The organism is Azospirillum sp. Sh1, from assembly GCF_008365135.1.
In the GTDB taxonomy this organism is placed as follows: domain Bacteria; phylum Pseudomonadota; class Alphaproteobacteria; order Azospirillales; family Azospirillaceae; genus Azospirillum; species Azospirillum oryzae.
This window is the reverse complement of sequence record NZ_VTTK01000050.1, coordinates 14,879-32,542: the sequence shown is the minus strand read 5'-3', so window position 1 is coordinate 32,542 and position 17,664 is coordinate 14,879. Positions and strand designations below refer to the sequence as shown.

Sequence of the window (17,664 nt, the reverse complement as noted above, 5' to 3'; positions counted from 1 at the left end):
GATCGACGCCCTCTTCCGCCCCCTCCTGTTCGACGGCGTGGATCGATCGTTCGGCCCAAAGTTGTGCAATTCCGAATTCTGATGCAGGCTGACGCTGAGGCTCCCGTGATCGACGCCCTCTTCCGCCCCCTCCTGTTCGACGGCGTGGATCGATCGTTCGGCCCAAAGTTGTGCAATTCCGAATTGGCCGGTTTCTGAAATGGCGCGGTAGACAGCCCGGTAGTCCCGTGCCGAACCAGTGACGCCACAGCCATCCCATAGCGCGGGATCCGTCAGGAAGCCCTGCATGCCCGCCGCCAACTCCATCCGGTTGGGGGCATCGGCAAAGGCATCGGCGCTGTCCGCCAGTTGCCTCCACTGCGCCTGCCGGATCCTCGTCAGCGTTTCGCCATGACCGTCCGGGGCTGGTTGGTCGCGCAGGAAGGCGGCGATCAGCTGATGCATCCGCAGCGTCTCACCACCGCTTTCCAGCAGATGCAGATCCAGGCAGGCGTCCAGATGGCGGTCGAAGCTGTCCTCGTCCCAGCCGGTCGCGTCCGTCATGTCCTGCCGGAGATCGTCGGCCATCAGGGCCATGCCGTTGCGCAGGGCGGCGGTCTGCAGGATCAGGCGGGAGTCCGGTGGCAGCAACTCGTAGACCGGCCGGAAGCTGTTCTGGGTTTCCGGCTCCAGGCGCAGCTTGGCGGCCCCGGCCCGGCCACGGCGGCGGGCGCGTTTCAGGGCGGCAGCAGCCGGCACAAGCTGGACCGGCAGACCGCCGGCCCAATCGACCAGCGGCAGGTCATCGTCGCGGCAGGCATCCTCGCCGGCGATGGAGGCGACCAGTGCGACGCTGTCGTCCCGGTCCAGCAATTCCACCGGGAAGGCCGGACACAGGCCGTCCCACAGATCGAGCACGCTGGTCATGACCACATGGCAGGGGGTGCCGTGGGGCGGTAGCCAGGGCCGGATCGCGTCCGCCGAGCGGACATTGTCATAGACCAGCAGGACGGCGGATCGGGTCAGTCGGTGAAAGGCGGCCTTGCATCGATCGACCATCGACAGGTCGCGGAACGGCTCCGGCCCGAACAGCAGTTGGCCGATCTCCGCCAGCTTCACCGGCGTGTCGCCGCCGGCATCCAGGGTGAAGCAGCCGGCGGGATAGCGTTTGGCATGGCGCCGGGCATATTCATGCGCCAACTCCGTCTTGCCGACCCCCGGCGGGCCGTGCAGAGCCACCACCGACGGGCGCAGCGGGTCGTCGAGCGTTTCGGCGATGGCGGTCAGCAGGTCGGCGCGCCCGATGAAGGGGCGGTCATAGAGCACCGGGACGTTGCAGCGGGGACCGGCCGTCGCCCCGCCCTCCGCCGGTGGAGCGCCCTGATAGACGTGGACGGTTCCGGCGGTGAAGGTCCCGGCCGAGACCCCGGTGTGCTGTGTGCTGGCGGCGGCGACGGGCTGCACGGAATGCCCGGCGCCGCCGTCAGTGTTTTTCCGGTTCTCCATGGGACGGCTGGCCCCCGCTCTGCTGGACACCGCGGAAGACGAACTCGCCCTCGAAGCGGGCGTCCTTCGCCCGCAGCACGGTGCCGGCGGCCTTCACGTCGGAGATTTCGAAACGCTGGGCGGCGACCAGCCTGTCGAAGTCGAGCAGGGGCGGCGGTTGCGGCTGGTCGCGCAGGGCCAGCAAGGCGGCCAGCAGGGCCTGCGCGGTCTGGCGCAACTCCTCGTCGCCCGCGGCACCCGCCTCCGTCAGGCGGTCGGCCAGGGCCAGGCGGGGAGCCTCGCTCGCGGGAGCGGCCTCCAACTCCAGCAAAGCAGGCTCGGCGGTGGTGAAGCGGCGGCGGATCACCGCCTTCAGCCGCTTATAGGCGTCCTCGCCGGCCGCGGTGACGAAGCCGCTGCCTGCTATCCCCGCGATACCGCTGGCGGCGGCGATGACCGACGTGATGATGGGATCCATGCCGGAAGCATCCTCCTGGTTGGAAAAGAGGATGCCCAGGCGTTTTCGGGCGTGCAAGCCCTTCGCCGGTCGGGAGCCTGCGGCAGGTTGGCTGGACTTCTTTTCATGAAATCATGATAAAAGATCTTGCTCAGAAATCATGATCCCATGCCATGAAGCCCTGCCCGCCTTACCCCCGCGGGATCAGCGGGTTGGCCGGGGAGGCTTCGAGGAAGGCGACGAACTCGTCGGTCAGGGAGCGGACGTTCAGGTCGGCGTTGCTGTTCGGATTGACCTCGCCCGGACCATGGCCGGTGTAAGTCATCTCCTTCAGCAGCGAGCGCTCGATCAGCTCGGTGCGGAAGGCCGGGACGCCATGTTCGTCCAGCAGGCCGCGGGCATGGCGGTCGACGCGGGATTCGATGGCCGCCTGGGTACGGACGATCACCACGCTGGAGGCCGGGGTGTGCTTCAGCACGCCGACGGAATCCGCCACCACCTTGAAGGTGCGCACCGTCTCCTTCACGTCCATGAAGGATTGCTGGGTCGGGATCAGCACCCCGTCGCTGACCGAGAAGGCATAGAGCATGGTCAGGTTACCGAAGCCCGCAAGATCGATCAGCGTGTAGTCGAAGCGCGGCGCATTCTCCTGCACCGTCTGGCGGACGTTCGACTCCGTGATCTCCTCCAGCACCCGCACGCCGGCATCGTTGCGCCGCCGCGCCCATTCGGCCAGATGCCGGTTGGGGTCGCAGTCGAGCAGAAGCACGCTCGCCTCGCGCCGGCGCAGTTCGGAGGTGAGCGCCATGACCAGACTGGTCTTGCCGACGCCGCCCTTGGTGGAGGCGAAACTGATGATCCGAGCCATGCGGTGGTTCCCGGTAGCAGAGGATGGAAAGCGGGCTGACCCGAGCGGGAGCTTTGCGGATTTACACGGAAGAACAGGAAAGATGGAAGTGGTTTCACGTCATGAAGAAGAAGCATGAAATCATGATATATAAATGCATCGCGCTTGCCCGACCCGAAGCCCGCCCTAAAGCTTGGCCCAAGGCCGGCGTTGGGGAGTGGAGCGGATGGTGGTGATCCACGGCTCCGGCGCTTGTCAGCCCCTGCTTCGCCATGGCATAGGCACCGGACCCGGCCGCTCTCCGACCTGACCTGGTGCAAGCGTCACGGTGGCCGAAGGCTGGCCGGCTCCCTGATCGCCCTTCCCAGCCATTCCGTTCAGGACCCGCCGCATGACAGACCCCAGCCTCCTTCAGGCCCGTACCGACGCCGAAGCGGGACGTCCCTGGCATGCCATGGAAGGAATGCTGCGTCTCCTGCAGCGGGATCCTGCGAACGCCGACGCGCGCGCCTTGTCGGCGGCGGTGCTGACCGGCCTTTTCGTGAAGGGAAGCAACGCCTACAGGGCCGGCCGGCTCTTGGAGGCGCTCTGGTGCTTTGTCCCTCTGGCGGAATACGGCGCGCCGTGCGATTCCTTCCGCACCAACTGCGACATCCTGGTCTCCATGATCCTCCAGCGCGCCGTGGAGGATGCGAATGGCGGGCGCATCGGCGACGCCAGACACGCCTGCCGCATGATGCTGGTCCTCGCTCCGGCACTTCCCCAGGTGCTTCTTCTCGCCGGACAGATCGAACGTGGTGCCGATGGTGACGGGGCGGCGGCGGCCATGCTGATTGCCCGGGGCCTGCTGCTCGCTCCGGGAACGGCAAAGGCCGACCTGCTGCGCGACGCCGCCTTGCAGGCGGGCATCCGCGCACTTGCCGAGCGGCTCGGTCGGGACCAGCCGGCCGGTCTTCTTCTCGGTGCGCTCGACCGGCTGTGCCCGGCCGGCCGGGCGGAGGCCCTGGCCCATTGCCGCAGGCTGACGCTTCGGGCGGAAGGTTGGCAGGGCGACGGCCGGCCGCATGCGCGCCGGCAGGCGGCCTCGGCCGCGATGCATTGGCTGGGAACGCTGCTGCAGGAGGAGCATCTCTACCACGACGCCCTGGAGGCCCACAGCCGGGGCTTCGAGCTGTGGAACAGCCTTGCCGGTCTGGAGCACAAGGCGCAGGCACAGCAACACCTCGCGGTCGAGCCGCTTCTGGCGAGCCTGAGGGGCTTCGGCTACGCTTATGTCTACGACATGAACGCCCATGCCGCGGCGCGTGCCGCGTTCGACAGCCTGTCGGCGACGATGGAGCGCCTACTGGAGGCGCCCGGCATCGACCATTGGACGCGCACCCAGCGTTGGACCACCCTGCTCGGCCTGCGCGCCCTCGTCGGCTATACCGAGGCCCTCGGCCGCAGCCCCCTGTCCCCCCCTCCCGACAACCCCTTCGCCGAAACGGCGCCGGCCGTTCCGGCCCTTCCGGCGGCGCGGCGGATCTTCGACTGCTGCACCTACTTCAACGAGGCCGAGATCCTGGAGATCCGTCTGGCCGAATTGTATGAGGTGGTCGACGGCTTCGTGGTGGTGGAGGCGACCCACACCCATTCCGGCGAGCCGAAGGCGCTGACCTTCGGCGACCATCACGAGCGGTTCCGCCCCTATATGGACAAGATCCGCTACGTCGTGGTGGATGAACTCGTCGGCACCTTCTCCTGGCAGCGGGAGGCCTACCAGCGCGACGCCATTCTGCGCGGGCTGGACGGCTGCCGCGACGATGACATGGTCATCGTCTCCGACGCCGACGAAATCCTGCGGCGCGAGGTCGTGGAGCGGCTGCGCGGCGGCGGGCCGGCTTTCGACACCGTCTTCACCGCCGAACTCGACCTGTTCTTCTACCGCCTGAACTACCGCTTCGCCCGCAACTGGCGCGCGGCCGGGGCCGCTCCCTTCCGCTTCATCCGCCAGACCGGGGCCAATGCCGTGCGTTACCTCGCCAAGCAGGACATCGGCCACGTCATCCGCGACGCCGGCTGGCATTTCAGCTGGATGGGCGACCTGGAGCGCTTCGCCGCCAAGCTCAACGCCTACGCCCACCAGGAACATGCCCAGTCCTTCGGCGAGCGGAAGATGGCCGATGTCGCCAGTTTCCTCAGCAGCGGCAGCGCCATCCCCGATGGCGCGCCCGGCGCCCGCGAGGATTACGAGGTCGTCCCGGTCGACCGCCATCCCCGGTTGGTGAGCGACAGGCTCGACCGCTTCCGGGCGATGGGCTGGATCCGGTGAGGGAATTCGGACGCGGCGGACATCATCCCTGCTTCACGTCCGCCGTGGTTCCGGCCCGGCGCTTCAGCCGGTGCACCGCGTGCTGGCCGCCGCCGGTGGCGCGGACCGAATAGAAATAGGCGCTGTCGTCGGTCCAGTACCGGCCCTCGCCGTCGACCATCACCGTGCTGCTGTGGATGTCGGCCGGATAGACGGTCAGGCGCGGTGCGGCCTCCGCCGTGAAGCCGGCCAGATGCACGGCGGCGAGCGCCGCCTGGTCGAGGAACCAGACGGGCAGGCCGCGGTCGAGGAAATGGCGGATGTAGCGCCGGGTCAGGTCGAGGAAGCGCAGCGCCCCCGTGGTCGGCCGGATGTGCAGCACGTCGGCGTAGAGCAGGCTCCAGATGTCCAGCCGCTTCAGCGCATGGCTCATCATGCCCAGGTCGGAACGGGCGGAGGTCGCCAGCAGCGGGTTCAGGTCGCGGATCGCCAGCAGGTCGACGTCCAGCATCAGCACCGGCCGCTGCCAGCGGATCAGCAGGTCGGGCAGCACCAGGAAACGGCTGCAGGCGTAATAGGTCTTGGCATTGTCGCCCAGCGGCGACAGGTCGATGGTCTCGCGCAGGATGATGAAGCGGTCGGCGCCGTGGGCGGCGGCCAGGGCGGCCACCGTCGCCTCGGCCTCCGCATCGGGATTGACCAGATGCAGGGCGATGGCGCAGTCGAGCCCGCTGTCCTCGGCGATGGAGCGCACCATGGTCGGCAGGAACTTGCGCGCATAGACCGCGTCGCAGCAGGCATAGACCACCAGCGGCCGGGCGGCGGCCCCGGTGCCTTCCTGAATGGTGGCGCGGATGCCGGCGGGCGGCGGGGCCTCGCGCAGGGCCTGCAGGAAGGCCGGGTCGGTGCGGGTGACGGCGTCGCGCCCGCCATGGCGTTCGGCCGCTTGGGCGAACAGGGCGTCGGCCTCTTCCAGCCGGTGCTGTTCGGCGCACAGGCAGGCCAGCCGGCTCAGCGTGAAGGACACCTCGGGATAGAGATCCAGCGCCCGGCGATAGGCCCGCTCCGCCCGCAGCGCCTGCCCGTCGCGGCGCAGTGCGTTGCCCAGCGCCACCAGCCCGACGCAGTCCTCCCGCCCCTGGAAACGGGCGACCTCTCCGGCCTCTCCCAGATGGGTCAGCAACTGCCACAGGTTGGACCGGCGGGTCGGATCCTGGGGCGTCAGCCGCCAGGCGGCGAGCGCATGGTCGGCCGCCGCCGCCATGTCCTGGCCGACCAGAATTCTGGCGAGCGCGTCGTGCGCCGCCGGCGCCTGCCGGCCGGTGGGACCCTGCTCCAGCAGCCGGAGGCAGAGCGTCCTTGCGGTCTCGCGGTTCCCCGCCCGTTCGGCGTCGAGTGCGGCCTGGAGGGTGGCCTGAAGGGCGGCGTCGGAGGCTGGACGTGGCATGGGCGGACCGGTCGGCGAAAGGGGGCGTGGCTTCATCCCATGGCATCCCCGCCGCTGGCAAGCGGAGCCTCCCGTCCCTTCCGCCGGCCATCTCGAGTCGCGGCCGGCGGTCCCGCGCATCCCCGCTTTCGGGCCGGGGCGGTGCCCGGAAAAAGCGCGCAGGCACCGGCTTGCGGAAAATGCATGGCCGGCGAAGCGGAAACCTGACCGTTTCCGAAGAACGCGCTTGAACAAACGGGCAAATATCATCAACTGTTGCTATGGACCCGGGAAAGGGTTCCAGCCGAAACTGTGCCGCGCCGGTCCGTCCGGCGCGGCACTTTTATAATCAGCCATACAGTCGCCGCCGCGCGAAGCCCGGGCGGTCGCCAGTCCGGGAGACAGCTACGCCGTGAGCATCGCCGACGGCCTCAAGATCGCTTTCGATGTCCATCTATCCGGCGACCTGGAACGGGCGGAGGAGTTCTACCGCGCCATCCTGCGCGTCAGTCCGACGGACCCGATGGCGGTGACCCTGCTGGCGCTGATCCGGTCGCAACGGACGGCGATCCGCCAGAGCAAGCACAAGACGCTGACGCTTCTGCGCGCGCGTGGGTTCGCCCCCGCCACGGTGATCGACGTCGGCGCCCAGACCGGCACCCCGCCGCTCTACGAGGTCTTTCCCGAAGCCCACCATGTGCTGATCGAGCCGGTGGCCGAGAACGAGCCGGCCCTGCAGGCCCTGTGCGGGCAACTGCGCAGTGCCGAATACCACATCGCCGCCGTCGCCCGCCGGGACGGCACGGTTCCGCTGGCGGTGTCCGACGACCGGCTCTATTCCTCCGTCATTCTGGAGGGGGAGACCCCGGACAGCACCCTGCCCGGCCTGCGCACGGTGCCCGCCATCTCGCTGGACGGCCTGTGTGCCGAGCGCGGCTATACCGGGCCGATGCTGGTGAAGATCGACGTCGACGGCCTGGAACTGGAGGTTCTGGCCGGTGCCTCCACCCTGATGCAGCCGGACGCCGTCTTCGTGATCGAGGCGACCGTCGCCGGCCCGGATGCCCGCCTGCCCCGCATCATCGCCGCCATGGCGCCTTATGGGTTCCAGGTCTGGGACATCGTCGATCCGCTTTACCGTCCGAATGACGAGCGGATGTGGCAGGTCGATCTGGTGTTGGTCCACCGCGACGGACCCTACGCCGCACTTTGATCCTTATGCGGCGGCGCGGCTGCGGAGCGCATGCTCCAGCCGGTTCATGGCGCCGTCCCAGGAGCCGGGTCGGTCCTGCCGGAACAGCCGCATGGTCGGATACCAGGGGCTGTCGTCGCGGTCGAGCATCCAGCGCCAGTCGGGGGCGAAGGGGACCAGCACCCAGACCGGGACGCCGAGGGCACCGGCGAGATGGGCGACGGAGGTGTCGACGCAGACCACCAGATCGAGGCCGGCCATGATGGCGGCGGTGTCGGCGAAGTCCTTGATGTCGGGCGACAGGTTCAGCAGGGGGAAGCCGCCGGGCGGGTTCGCTGCCTGCCCCTCGGTCGGTCCCTTCTGGATGGAGACGAGGCTGACGCCGGGGATGGCGGCCAGACGTGCGAAGGGGGCGAGCCCGATGGAGCGGTTGCGGTCGTTGCCGTGGGTGGGCGCCCCCGCCCAGACGATGCCGACCTTCAGCCGGCCCCCGTCCTTTGCCACCTCCTTCAGCCGTTCGCCCCAGCGGGCCGTCAGATCGGGCTCCGCCGACAGGTAGGGCACGCGGGACGGCACGGTTTCCAGCCGGGTGCCGAACAGCGCCGGCAGGCTCAGCACCGGGATCTGGACGTCGAAGTCGGGCAACGGTTTACCGGTCTCCACGACGATGGTGCCGGACAGGCTGCGCAGCACCGGCATCAGCGGCCCCTGGCATTCCAGATAGACCGGCTGTCCGTCGGAGCCGGCCGCCTGGGCCAGCAGCGGCAGATACCGGACGAACTGCAGCACGTCGCCGAAGCCCTGCTCCCAATAGACCAGCAGCCGCCGCCCCTGCAGCGGCGATCCGTCCCAGCGCGGCTGGACGAAGCTGCGCTGCGGCGAGGGCAGCCGGCCATGCTTCCAGCGCCATTCATAGCCGCGCCAGCCCTGGACAAAATCGCCCAGCAGCAGCCGGACCAGGCTTTCGTTCCAATGGGCGCCGGCGAAATTCGGGTCGAGCCGGGTCGCCCGCCGGAAGGCCAGCAGAGCTTCCCAGAAGGCGCCCTTGTCCTTCACCGTGGAGCCCAGGTTGCTGTAGGCCCCGGCATAGTGAGGGTTCAGCGCGATGGCGCGGCGGAAACGTGCCGCCGCCTCGTCCAGCCGGTGGGCCATGCGCAGCATGGCGCCGTGGTTGTTGGCGATCTCGGCATCGCCGGGCGCCAGGGCCGCCGCGCGGGCGAAGGCGTCGCAGGCTTCCTCGGGCCGTTTCAGCCGCTCCAGCTGGATCCCCATCTCGTTGAGGGCGGCCGGCTGGTCGGGCTTCAGCCGGATCGCGGCGCGGTAGGCCCGCACCGCCTCCTCCGGCCGGCCGAGCCGGACCAGCAGCGCCCCCAGGTTGTTCCAACCGTTCAGCAAGTCCGGCGACAGGCTCAAGGCGCGCCGGAACAGCGCCACCGCTTCCATATCGTGGCCGGCATTGGCGCGCAGCAGACCCAGATTGTTGACGGCAGGGGCGAACAGCGGGTCGGCGGCGACGATCTCGCCATACAGCCGGGCGGCCTCCCCGGTTTGGCCGCTCTGCTGGAACCCGAGAGCCGTGGCGAAGGCTTGCTGGATGTTCATGAAGGACCGCATCGCCCCGGTTGAGGAACTGGTTTCGGATGGCATCGAGGGACCTGCGGGATCAGTAGCAGAGATGACCGGTGCTGCAAAGGACGGGGCGGTTGTCCGCTTGCATCGCCGCCCGTCCCCCCGCATCAATGGCGCTCGTCGAACGGGGAGCGTGGCGGGCGGCATGGCGCGGTTTCTGCTGATCAATTACGAATTTCCGCCGCTGGGCGGCGGGGCGGCCAACGCCACCGACAACACCGCGCGCGAACTGGCGGCATTGGGCGAGGAGGTGCTGGTGCTGACCTCGGCCTTCGGCGATCTGCCGCGGGTGGAACGCCGGGCCGACGGGGTGGAGATCCGCCGCATTCCCACCCTGCGCCGCCGCCGCGACCGCAGTTCTGTGGTGGAGATGCTGGCCTTCCTTGCCAGTTCGCTGGTCATGGCGCCCTGGATCGCCGCCCGCTGGCGCCCGGACGCCACCATCGCCTATTTCGGCCTGCCCTGCGGTCCGGCGGCCTGGATGGTGAAGGCGCTGTCCGGCGTGCCCTATGTCGTCAGCTTGCGCGGCGGCGACGTGCCCGGCTTCCAGTATGACGGCATCTCGCTCTATCACCGGCTGGCCGGGCCGGTGATCGGCTGGCTGTGGCGCCGGTCCTCGGCCGTCGTCGCCAACAGCGAGGGGCTGGCCGAGCTGGCCCGCCGTTTCGCCCCGGACCAGCCCATCGCCATCATCCCCAACGGCGTCGACGCCGCCCGCTTCTCGCCCGCCGACACCAGGAGTGATGGCGACCGCCTGTCGCTGCTGTTCGTCGGCCGTGTGGTGCGGCAGAAGGGGCTGGACGTGCTGTTCGAGGCGCTCGCCTCCCTGCCGCTCGAAACGCGGAGCGCCATCGACCTCACCATTGTCGGCGACGGCCCGGCCCGGCCGGAACTGGAGGTCCAGGCCGCCCGGCTCGGCCTGTCGGCGCAGGTGGCGTTCCGCGGCTGGCTCGGGCGTGACGAGCTTCCCGCCGCTTATCGCGCCGCCGATGCCTTCGTCTTCCCGTCGCGCGACGAGGGCATGCCAAACGTGGTTCTGGAGGCGATGGCCGCCGGCCTGCCCGTGGTGGCTACCCGCATCGCCGGCAACCGCGATCTGGTGGTGGAGGAGGAGACCGGCCTGATGCTGGACGCCGACGACATGCCGGCGCTTGCCGTCGCGCTGACGCGTCTGGCCCAGGACCCGGCCCTGCGCCGCCGCCTGGGCGAGGGCGGCCGCCGCCGGGTGGTCGATCATTTCTCCTGGCGCGCCGTCGCCGCCGCCTACCGCGACCTGGCGCTTGCCGGCAGCGCCTCGGCAGGGCGGGTTCCGTCGGCGCAGGCGGACTGAAGGGCGCTGCCTGACCCGGAGGACGGAACCCCGAGAGGATGCAACCGGGCGGCCGGCGGTCGGGTCGTCGGCAGGGGGCTTACCGAACGTCCGCTCCAAGCTGTTCGTCGACGAAAACCCGCAGGGCGCCGGCGACAGTCTCGACCACCGGCGCCCAGTCGCCCGGTGTGGTCTGGTGGAACAGGCGCATGGTTGGATACCAGGGAGTGGTCTGGCGGCCGGTCAACCAGCGCCAGCATCCGTCGAAGCGCGACAGGACCCACACCGGCTTGCCCAGCGCTCCCGCCAGATGGGCGACCGACGTGTCGACGCAGATGACGAGATCCAGGGTGGAGATCAGGGCCGCCGTATCGGCAAAATCATTGACCTCGTCCATCAGGTCGACCACCGCCATGCCCCGGGGCGGTGTGTGCGACTGCGTTCCGGCCGCTCCCTTCTGCAGGCTGAAGAAGACCGTGCCGGGCACGGCGGCCAGAGGAGCCAGTTGGGACAGGGTCATGCTGCGCCGCTGGTCCGTCGCGTTGGCGTGAAGCATATGGGGACGCGGATCGCCGGCCCACACCAGGCCGACCCGCACCCCGCCATGGACCGGAATCCGCCGTTGCCACGTCTCCACGTCCGCGGGGGCAGGGGCGAGATAGGGAATCCGCGCCGGGATGCTGTCCAGCGTCGTGCCGAAGAAGCCCGGCAGGCTCAGCAGCGGGGTGTGGACGTCGAACTCCGGAACCGGGTCGTTGACAGCGTGCACCGAAGCGATCCCCGGCATGCCTTTCAGCAGCCGCACCAGCCCCGGCTGGGCGACCAGCATCACCCGCCCGGCGCGCTCGGCCCCTGTCCGCTCCGCAAGAAGCGGCACATAGCGCGCGAAATGCAGCGTGTCGCCATGCCCCTGCTCGGCATAGACGAGGATGCTGCGGCCGTCCAACGGCTCTCCCTGCCAGCGTGGCTGGGACAGCTTCGGCAACGGAAGCTGCCCGGTCCGCCACCGCCACTCGTAATGCGTCCACCCCTCTGCGAGAGCGCCGGCCTTCAGCAGGGTCAGCGAGAGGTTGAAATGGGCATCCGCATTCTCCGCGCTGCGGGCCAGAACCCGACGGAAGCACTGCTCCGCCGCCTTCAGCTCGTTGCGGGACAGATGCACGATGCCGAGATTGTTGCCGGCCGCAAGGTTGCCCGGATCGAGACGCAGGGCGCGCCGGCACTCCTTTTCGGCTTCGTGGTAGTCGGCGAACCGCCTGGCCCGGGTGCGGAGCGCATGGCCGAGATTGGCATAGGCGTCGGGGTGGTCCGGCTTCAGCGCGATGGCCTGACGATAGCGGGTGCGGGCAGCGGCGGCCTCGCCCAGTTCCCACAGCGCATTGGCCATATTGTTGTGGGGGCTCGGATAATCGGGCCGCAGCAGCATGGCCCGGTGGTAATGGGGCTTGGCCGCCGCATAGCGCTTCTGCATCAGGCAGGCGCTGCCCAGCCCGTTCAACGCCTCCGGATGATCGGGCTTGAGTGCGATGACGCGCCGGTAGACATGCTCCGCTGCGCCAAGCTCCTGGCGCTGGATGAACAGGTCGCCCAGCGCCTGGGGGTGGTCGATGGCGAGCGGCTCCACCCGCATGGCGCGGCGCAGGGCGGTTTCCATCCTGCGGGGATCGCCGGACCCGCGGGCGACGCGGCTGAGATGGCCGATGGCTTCCGCATGGTCGGGCTGAAGCGACAGCACCCGGTGGTAGAAGGCCTGCGCCTCGCTGAAGCGCCCAAGGTCGAGCAGGGCATGGGCCAGATTGATCGCGCCTTCGGTCCGTTCCGGTGCCAGGGAAATGGCCCGGCGACCGCTGGCGCGGGCCCGGTCCGGCCGGCCGAGGAGCTGGAGGGCGCGGGTGAGATTGATGACGGGTTCGGCATAGTCCGGGCGCAGCGCGACAGCCCTGCGATACGCGGCGGCGGCGGCGGCCATGTCGCCTTGCGTCCGAAGCCCCTCGCCGACGCTGTTGTGGTACTCGGCACGGTCGCGCGTGATGCGCAAGGCACGGTCGAACAGCGCCAAGGCACCGGCTTCCCGCCGGGATTGCAGCTCGGTCAGCCCCAGCAGGTGCCAGGCATCGCCATGGGCCGGTTCCAGTGCGAGCAGGGCGTGATAGATCCCCGCCGCCTCGGGCAGGCGACCGCCACGGTGGGCGGCGATCGCCCTGTTCAGGAGGCTGCCGGCGGATGGCGTGCCGGTCCGTCCCGCCTGCGTCCGACCGCTCCCTCTGATCTCGCTGCTCGCGTCCAAAGCGGTGTGTTCCCAATCATCCCGAATAACTGCGGCCGACCGCAGCGTGAAAACTAGCCGGACAGGCTTAACCGTTGGCTAATCAAGACCGGCGGCTGCTCCGATCATGCCAATCCTTCGAGAGGATGGCGACCGGCGACCACCGCCTGCAGTTCGATGGAGATCGCCGCGATGACGCTGGTCCAATCCCCGGGCGTCGGCTGGCGGAACAGCCTTGCGGTCGGATACCAGGGACTGTCGGTCCGCCCCTCCATCCAGCGCCAGTCGGGGGCGAATGGCAGCATGATCCAGACTGGCCGGCCCAAGGCGCCGGCAAGATGCGCCGGCGCCGTGCAGGAGGTGATGACAAGGTCCAATCCGGCCATGATCGCCGCCGTGTCCGCGAAGTCGCTGATCCTGTCGCCCAGATCGGTGACGGTCGTTGGCAGGACATGTCCGGCCAGATCCCGCCGTCCGTCTCCCACCTGCAGCAGGACCATGTGCAGGCCGGGCAGCGTCAGCAGGGGGGCAACGGCCGCGAAGCGCGGAGACCGGTGGCGATCGCCGCCGAACGCCGGGTTTCCCGCCCACACCAGCCCGACCTTCAGCCCGGCGACGCCCGACAGCTGCGTGTGCCACGCCGCCGCATCCTCCGGTGCCGGATGCAGATAGGGCACCCCGCCGGGAATGCTGCCGTGGTCGGTGCCCAGCAGATGCGGCAGGCTCAGCAGGGGAGCCCATGCGTCGATCCGCGGCATCCGGTCTCCAGCCGCCACCACGTGGCGCACCCCGTCGGCGCGTGTCATCAGGCGCTTCAGCGCCGGCGAGCAGGTGATGGTCAGCGACCCGCCGCCGCGCTCCACCAGCTTGGCGTAGCGCACGAACTGGATGGTGTCGCCTTCGCCCTGCTCCGCCACCGCCAGCAGGGAGAGGCCATTCAGCGTCCCGCCGCGCCAGCGGGGAGCCGGTGTGTCGAGCACGGGCGCAGGCAGTGGTGCCGCGGCGTAGCGATGCTCGTACCAACCGAAGCCGGCACGCAGGTCGCCGCGGCGCAACAATGCGAAGCCCAGATTCTTCGCCGCATCATGATGGTTGGGGGCCAGGGCAAGCGCCTGTCGGAAACAGGCTTCCGCTCTGATGGTCTGGCCGGCATCGAACAGGATCGCACCGAGGTTGCACAGGGCGTTCGCATGTTTGGGCGCCAGGCTCAAGGCGCGCTTGAGGGCCATGACGGCGTCTTCTTCGCGATCGGCCCTGCGCAGTTGGCTGGAGAAGTTGGACCAGACCTCCGCATGGCCGGGGTCGACCGCAATCGCCCGTTGGAAACAGCGCATGGCCAGGGCGCTGTGGCCGAGCTGGCCGGCCAGGGTGCCGATGTTGGCATGAACGGGGCCGTACATCGGGAACCTGCCGGCCGCCCGGGTGAAGGCCGCGATCGCTCCCACCCGGTCGTTCTGCTGCAAGGCGAGCAAACCGGCCTGGAACTCCGGGCTGTGCAGGGGATCGGTCGCGGAGCTGTCAGGGAGGGCGGGCATGGGGGTCCGTCGTGGCGCCGCGGCCGGCTGGTGGCTGACCGCCATCCTAGAGTGTGATCGGTTCGGACGGAATCGTCTGAAGCGTGAATTGCACGGAAAATCAAAAGGCCAGCGTCTGTCTGATGCTTCAATGAGCGTCAGACAGACGCTGGCCGGGATCGGCACGTCCGCAAGGCCGTCCCATCCGGAACCGCCCTGCTGTAGAGTGGAGGCCCTCCACCCTGTGTCGCCTTTCCGAACTGCCGAGTTCCCGCGTGATCCCATACGCTCAAGGGCCAGATGCCCAGGGTCCAGATGGTCAGGCAAGAGCCCAGGCCGCCCTTGGCCAGGCGATCAATGCCCATCGTGACGGGCGCCTTGCCGATGCGAAGCGGTGCTACGCCGAATTGCTGTGCACGGCCCCGGCCGATTCCGGACTGGTCCTGCTGATGGCGCTGGTCGAGGTGAAGGAGGGGGGAAGCGGTCGCTGGCTGTCCAGGGTCGCGTCGCTGTCCGCCAGCGATCCCGCCTTCGAACGGCTGCGCGACGTCATGCTTTCGATGACAGCGCATCGCCTGTCCGTCCAGCTTGAGGAGGGGGCGGTCGATCGGGCCGGCGTCGCACTGGCGCGGCTGGTGGAGGTGCTGCCGCCGCATCGTGCCCTGCTGCGCCTCCTGGCGATGGTCCGTTTCATCCAGGGGGCCGCCGGCGAGGCCGGCGGGCTGCTCGCCCGGGTGTCGCGTCTTGCTGCCGATGAGGCCGCTGATGTGGCCGCCGGGCGGGGTGGTGGCGCCGTGCCGGTGCCGGTGACGGTGACGGTGCCGGAGGCCGGGCTGGAGCGGGCGCTGCACGCGCTTGAACGGCGGCGCAGGGACCATCAGGCGGTGGGCAGCGTGGTGATTCCGGCTCACCGGGTGGAGGGGTGCATCGGGCGTGCCCTGGACAGCGTGGACCGGGCCGTTCGCTATTACCGGCAGGCGGCGGGCGATCCGGACGCGCGCGTCCATATCTGCGTGGTGGACGATGCGTCGCCCGACGGCACCGTGGAGGTGGTCCGGGGGTGGTCACGGGCGCATCCCGAACACAGCCTGTCGCTGCTCGCCAACAGCCGCAACGGTGGGGCGGGGCGTTCGCGCAACCTTGGGGCAGCGATGGCGATGGGACCGTACCTCTGGTTTCTCGACGCCGACGACTGGTTTCTCGACCGCCACCTCTGGGTGACGGCCACGGCGCTCGACCGCCATCCGGAGATCGGCTTCGTGCGCACCGGTATCCGGTTCGACAGCATCGACCGCGACATCACACCGGTCTGGCGCTTGGCCTCCGAAGCGACCTATCCCTGCAACCTGGCTGTGCGTCGCGTCTGCCACGACCTGGTCGGCGGCTTTCCCGACGAGGAGCCGTTCAATCCGGCCGGGCCTGAGGATGTCTGCTACAGCAGGGCATTGCGGTCGCTGTTCGCCGGTGCGAAGACCGCGGAACCGACGGTGTGCTATACGCTCAGCGATGGCAATGTGTTCGACAGGTTGAGGGCGGACATGCTGAGCGGCAGGCCGCCGGGGCAGGGGGCGCCGCCGGAACCGGTCCATCTGGCGGCGGAGCTTCTGATCCGCCGCCGGCTCTACGCCCTGGAGGCCAAGCGTGGAATGGACTGGGACGGGCCGCCCATTCTTCCCGACGGGAGCGGGCGGATGATCGTCCTGTGATGGAACCCGGACGTCTCCGCACCCATCTCCGCGCCCATCTCTGCGCCCATGACGGTCGGCCGGACCCTGCCGCCACCGCGATGCGCGCGGCGTTGGCGCTTGATCCCCGCAGCGTCGAGGGGTGGAGCGCGCTTGCCATGGCGCTCCATGCGGCGCAGGGGCCGGCGGCTTCGGCGGCAGCCTTCCGCCGGGTGGCGCGCCTGCTGCCGGCGGCGGCGTCCGCCCACCTCAATCTGGGCAATGTGCTGTTCGATACCGGACGCTGGCTGAGCGCCGAGACGAGCTTGCGACAGTCCCTGGCGCTGGATCCGGCGCGCGCCTATGCGCTGTTTCAGCTCGGCCGGGTGGCGCGCCGGACCGGCCGGGCGGACGCGGCCTGCCGGCTGCTGGGCCTTGCGGCCCGGCTGGAGCCGCCGGCGTCGCCCGCCGCGGCCGACATCGGGGCGGAAATGGCCCTTGCGCTGCGCGACTGCGGCCGTTGGCAGGACGCCACCCGCCATGGGCGGCGGAGCGCGGCCCTGCTTCCCGACCGCTATGACGTTCACCTTGTGCTCGGCGCCGCCGCCGAGGCGGAAGGCCGTCCCGCGGCTGCGCTCTGCGCCTATGAGCGTGCGATCCGCTGCCATCCGGGATTCGGCGAGGCCTTTACCCGACATGCCGTCCTGCGGCTGCGGCAGACCTGGAAAGCCCCGACGCCGCGCCCGGTGGCCGGGCGTGCCGGACGGCGCCTCGCCGCGACGGCGTTGGGATGCAACGGCCGCTTCGGCAACCAGCTGCTTCAGTACGGCTTCCTGCGCCTCTATGCCGCCCGCCATGATCTGGATCTGGAGGTGCCGGAGTGGGTGGGGCGTTACCTGTATGATTGCGACGATCCGCTGCCTGGGGCTCCGCTTCCCCGGGTTTCGGAGGAGGACCATGATTTCTTCGCCTCGCTGTCCGGCGCGGCGCCGGTTCGGGCGGAGTGCGACGTCACCGGCTATTTCTGCCGCCATACCGCGGCGCTGGCACCGTACCGGGCGGACTTCCGCAGGCTCTTCATGCCCGGCCGGTATCTGTGGCCGCGCGCCGACGCGATCGAACATCGTTTGCGCGCACGGGGACGGACAATCGTCGCGCTGCATCTGCGGCGGGGCGATTATGGCTGGGGCCGGTTCTGGATTGCGCCGGAGCTGTGGTACCGGACGTGGCTGGAGCAGCTGTGGGCCGATCTGGAGAAGCCCGTTCTCTATCTGGCAACCGACGCGCCGGAGTTGGCCGCGGCTTTCTCCCCATTTTCCCCCATTCTCGCCACCGACCTGGGCACGCCTCTGGCGGGTGCCGAGTTCTTCACCGATTTCCATGCGCTGTGCGTCGCCGATGTGCTGGCGATCTCCAACAGCACCTTTTCCTTCGCGGCCGGCCTGCTGAACCGGACCGCCCGGCGGTTCGTCCGCCCGGACCGTCATCGGCGCATGCTGGTGCCGTACGATCCCTGGGACGCCGAAGTCCTGCTTTGAACCGACGCTGAACCGGCCGTCGCGGCCGATATCCCGGAAGGTTGTCCTGTGGGGCCGCTGGATTGCGG

The 17,664-nt window shown here is 69.5% G+C and carries 11 protein-coding genes and 1 pseudogene; 5 read left to right on the top strand and 7 right to left on the bottom strand.

Annotated elements, in window-relative coordinates:
* The 3 genes and pseudogenes from FZ029_RS30000 to FZ029_RS29990 form a co-directional block, all read right to left on the bottom strand.
* Positions 1-1,485: pseudogene (locus FZ029_RS30000) on the bottom strand (ATP-binding protein); the annotation flags it as partial.
* Positions 1,463-1,942 (bottom strand): hypothetical protein, encoded by a 480-nt coding sequence (locus tag FZ029_RS29995; RefSeq protein WP_247892569.1) that lies wholly within the window; start codon positions 1,940-1,942, stop codon positions 1,463-1,465. The gene FZ029_RS29995 and the pseudogene FZ029_RS30000, both read right to left, overlap by 23 nt.
* A gap of 169 nt (positions 1,943-2,111) precedes the next feature.
* Entirely contained in the window at positions 2,112-2,789 is a 678-nt protein-coding gene (locus FZ029_RS29990; protein WP_149273564.1) for a ParA family protein, read from the bottom strand.
* A gap of 370 nt (positions 2,790-3,159) precedes the next feature.
* Between FZ029_RS29990 and FZ029_RS29985 the strand changes: the two genes are divergently transcribed.
* Complete coding sequence (locus FZ029_RS29985; protein WP_149273562.1) at positions 3,160-5,079, top strand: hypothetical protein; 1,920 nt, start codon at positions 3,160-3,162, stop codon at positions 5,077-5,079.
* Positions 5,080-5,101: 22 nt separating this feature from the next.
* Here the strand turns inward: FZ029_RS29985 and FZ029_RS29980 are convergent, their stop codons facing one another.
* On the bottom strand, positions 5,102-6,505 hold the full coding sequence (locus FZ029_RS29980; protein WP_149273560.1) for a tetratricopeptide repeat protein: 1,404 nt from the start codon (positions 6,503-6,505) through the stop codon (positions 5,102-5,104).
* A 391-nt stretch (positions 6,506-6,896) separates the two neighbouring features.
* On the opposite strand from FZ029_RS29980, the gene FZ029_RS29975 reads away from it, so the two are divergent.
* Positions 6,897-7,697, top strand: coding sequence for an FkbM family methyltransferase (locus tag FZ029_RS29975; protein ID WP_149273558.1), 801 nt, complete (start codon positions 6,897-6,899; stop codon positions 7,695-7,697).
* 3 nt (positions 7,698-7,700) lie between these two features.
* Here FZ029_RS29975 and FZ029_RS29970 read toward each other — a convergent pair whose 3' ends face one another.
* Positions 7,701-9,278: a tetratricopeptide repeat protein gene (locus tag FZ029_RS29970; RefSeq protein ID WP_149273556.1), complete on the bottom strand. Its 1,578-nt coding sequence runs from the start codon at positions 9,276-9,278 to the stop codon at positions 7,701-7,703.
* Positions 9,279-9,450: 172 nt separating this feature from the next.
* Here FZ029_RS29970 and FZ029_RS29965 point away from each other — a divergent pair, with 172 nt between their 5' ends.
* Entirely contained in the window at positions 9,451-10,635 is a 1,185-nt protein-coding gene (locus FZ029_RS29965; RefSeq protein WP_149273555.1) for a glycosyltransferase family 4 protein, read from the top strand.
* 79 nt (positions 10,636-10,714) lie between these two features.
* Here the strand turns inward: FZ029_RS29965 and FZ029_RS29960 are convergent, their stop codons facing one another.
* Positions 10,715-12,901: a tetratricopeptide repeat protein gene (locus FZ029_RS29960; RefSeq protein ID WP_149273553.1), complete on the bottom strand. Its 2,187-nt coding sequence runs from the start codon at positions 12,899-12,901 to the stop codon at positions 10,715-10,717.
* Between the two features lie 104 nt (positions 12,902-13,005).
* Complete coding sequence (locus FZ029_RS29955; protein ID WP_188052118.1) at positions 13,006-14,415, bottom strand: tetratricopeptide repeat-containing glycosyltransferase family protein; 1,410 nt, start codon at positions 14,413-14,415, stop codon at positions 13,006-13,008.
* Positions 14,416-14,801: 386 nt separating this feature from the next.
* On the opposite strand from FZ029_RS29955, the gene FZ029_RS29950 reads away from it, so the two are divergent.
* Together FZ029_RS29950 and FZ029_RS29945 are read left to right on the top strand one after the other, a co-directional pair.
* Complete coding sequence (locus FZ029_RS29950) at positions 14,802-16,100, top strand: glycosyltransferase family 2 protein (RefSeq protein WP_149273549.1); 1,299 nt, start codon at positions 14,802-14,804, stop codon at positions 16,098-16,100.
* Positions 16,100-17,596 carry an alpha-1,2-fucosyltransferase gene (locus FZ029_RS29945; RefSeq protein WP_149273547.1) on the top strand — a complete coding sequence of 499 codons (1,497 nt, stop codon included), beginning with the start codon at positions 16,100-16,102 and terminating at the stop codon, positions 17,594-17,596. The genes FZ029_RS29950 and FZ029_RS29945 overlap by 1 nt, the downstream gene beginning before the upstream one ends.
* Positions 17,597-17,664 lie beyond the last annotated feature (68 nt).

What these genes read in the sequence shown, in the direction of transcription:
- FZ029_RS29995 (WP_247892569.1), bottom strand. Translation starts at nt 1,942, where the DNA reads ATGGATCCCATCATCACGTCGGTCATCGCCGCCGCCAGCGGTATCGCG.
- FZ029_RS29990 (WP_149273564.1), bottom strand. Translation starts at nt 2,789, where the DNA reads ATGGCTCGGATCATCAGTTTCGCCTCCACCAAGGGCGGCGTCGGCAAG.
- FZ029_RS29985 (WP_149273562.1), top strand. Translation starts at nt 3,160, where the DNA reads ATGACAGACCCCAGCCTCCTTCAGGCCCGTACCGACGCCGAAGCGGGA.
- FZ029_RS29980 (WP_149273560.1), bottom strand. Translation starts at nt 6,505, where the DNA reads ATGCCACGTCCAGCCTCCGACGCCGCCCTTCAGGCCACCCTCCAGGCC.
- FZ029_RS29970 (WP_149273556.1), bottom strand. Translation starts at nt 9,278, where the DNA reads ATGAACATCCAGCAAGCCTTCGCCACGGCTCTCGGGTTCCAGCAGAGC.
- FZ029_RS29965 (WP_149273555.1), top strand. Translation starts at nt 9,451, where the DNA reads ATGGCGCGGTTTCTGCTGATCAATTACGAATTTCCGCCGCTGGGCGGC.
- FZ029_RS29955 (WP_188052118.1), bottom strand. Translation starts at nt 14,415, where the DNA reads ATGCCCGCCCTCCCTGACAGCTCCGCGACCGATCCCCTGCACAGCCCG.
- FZ029_RS29945 (WP_149273547.1), top strand. Translation starts at nt 16,100, where the DNA reads ATGGAACCCGGACGTCTCCGCACCCATCTCCGCGCCCATCTCTGCGCC.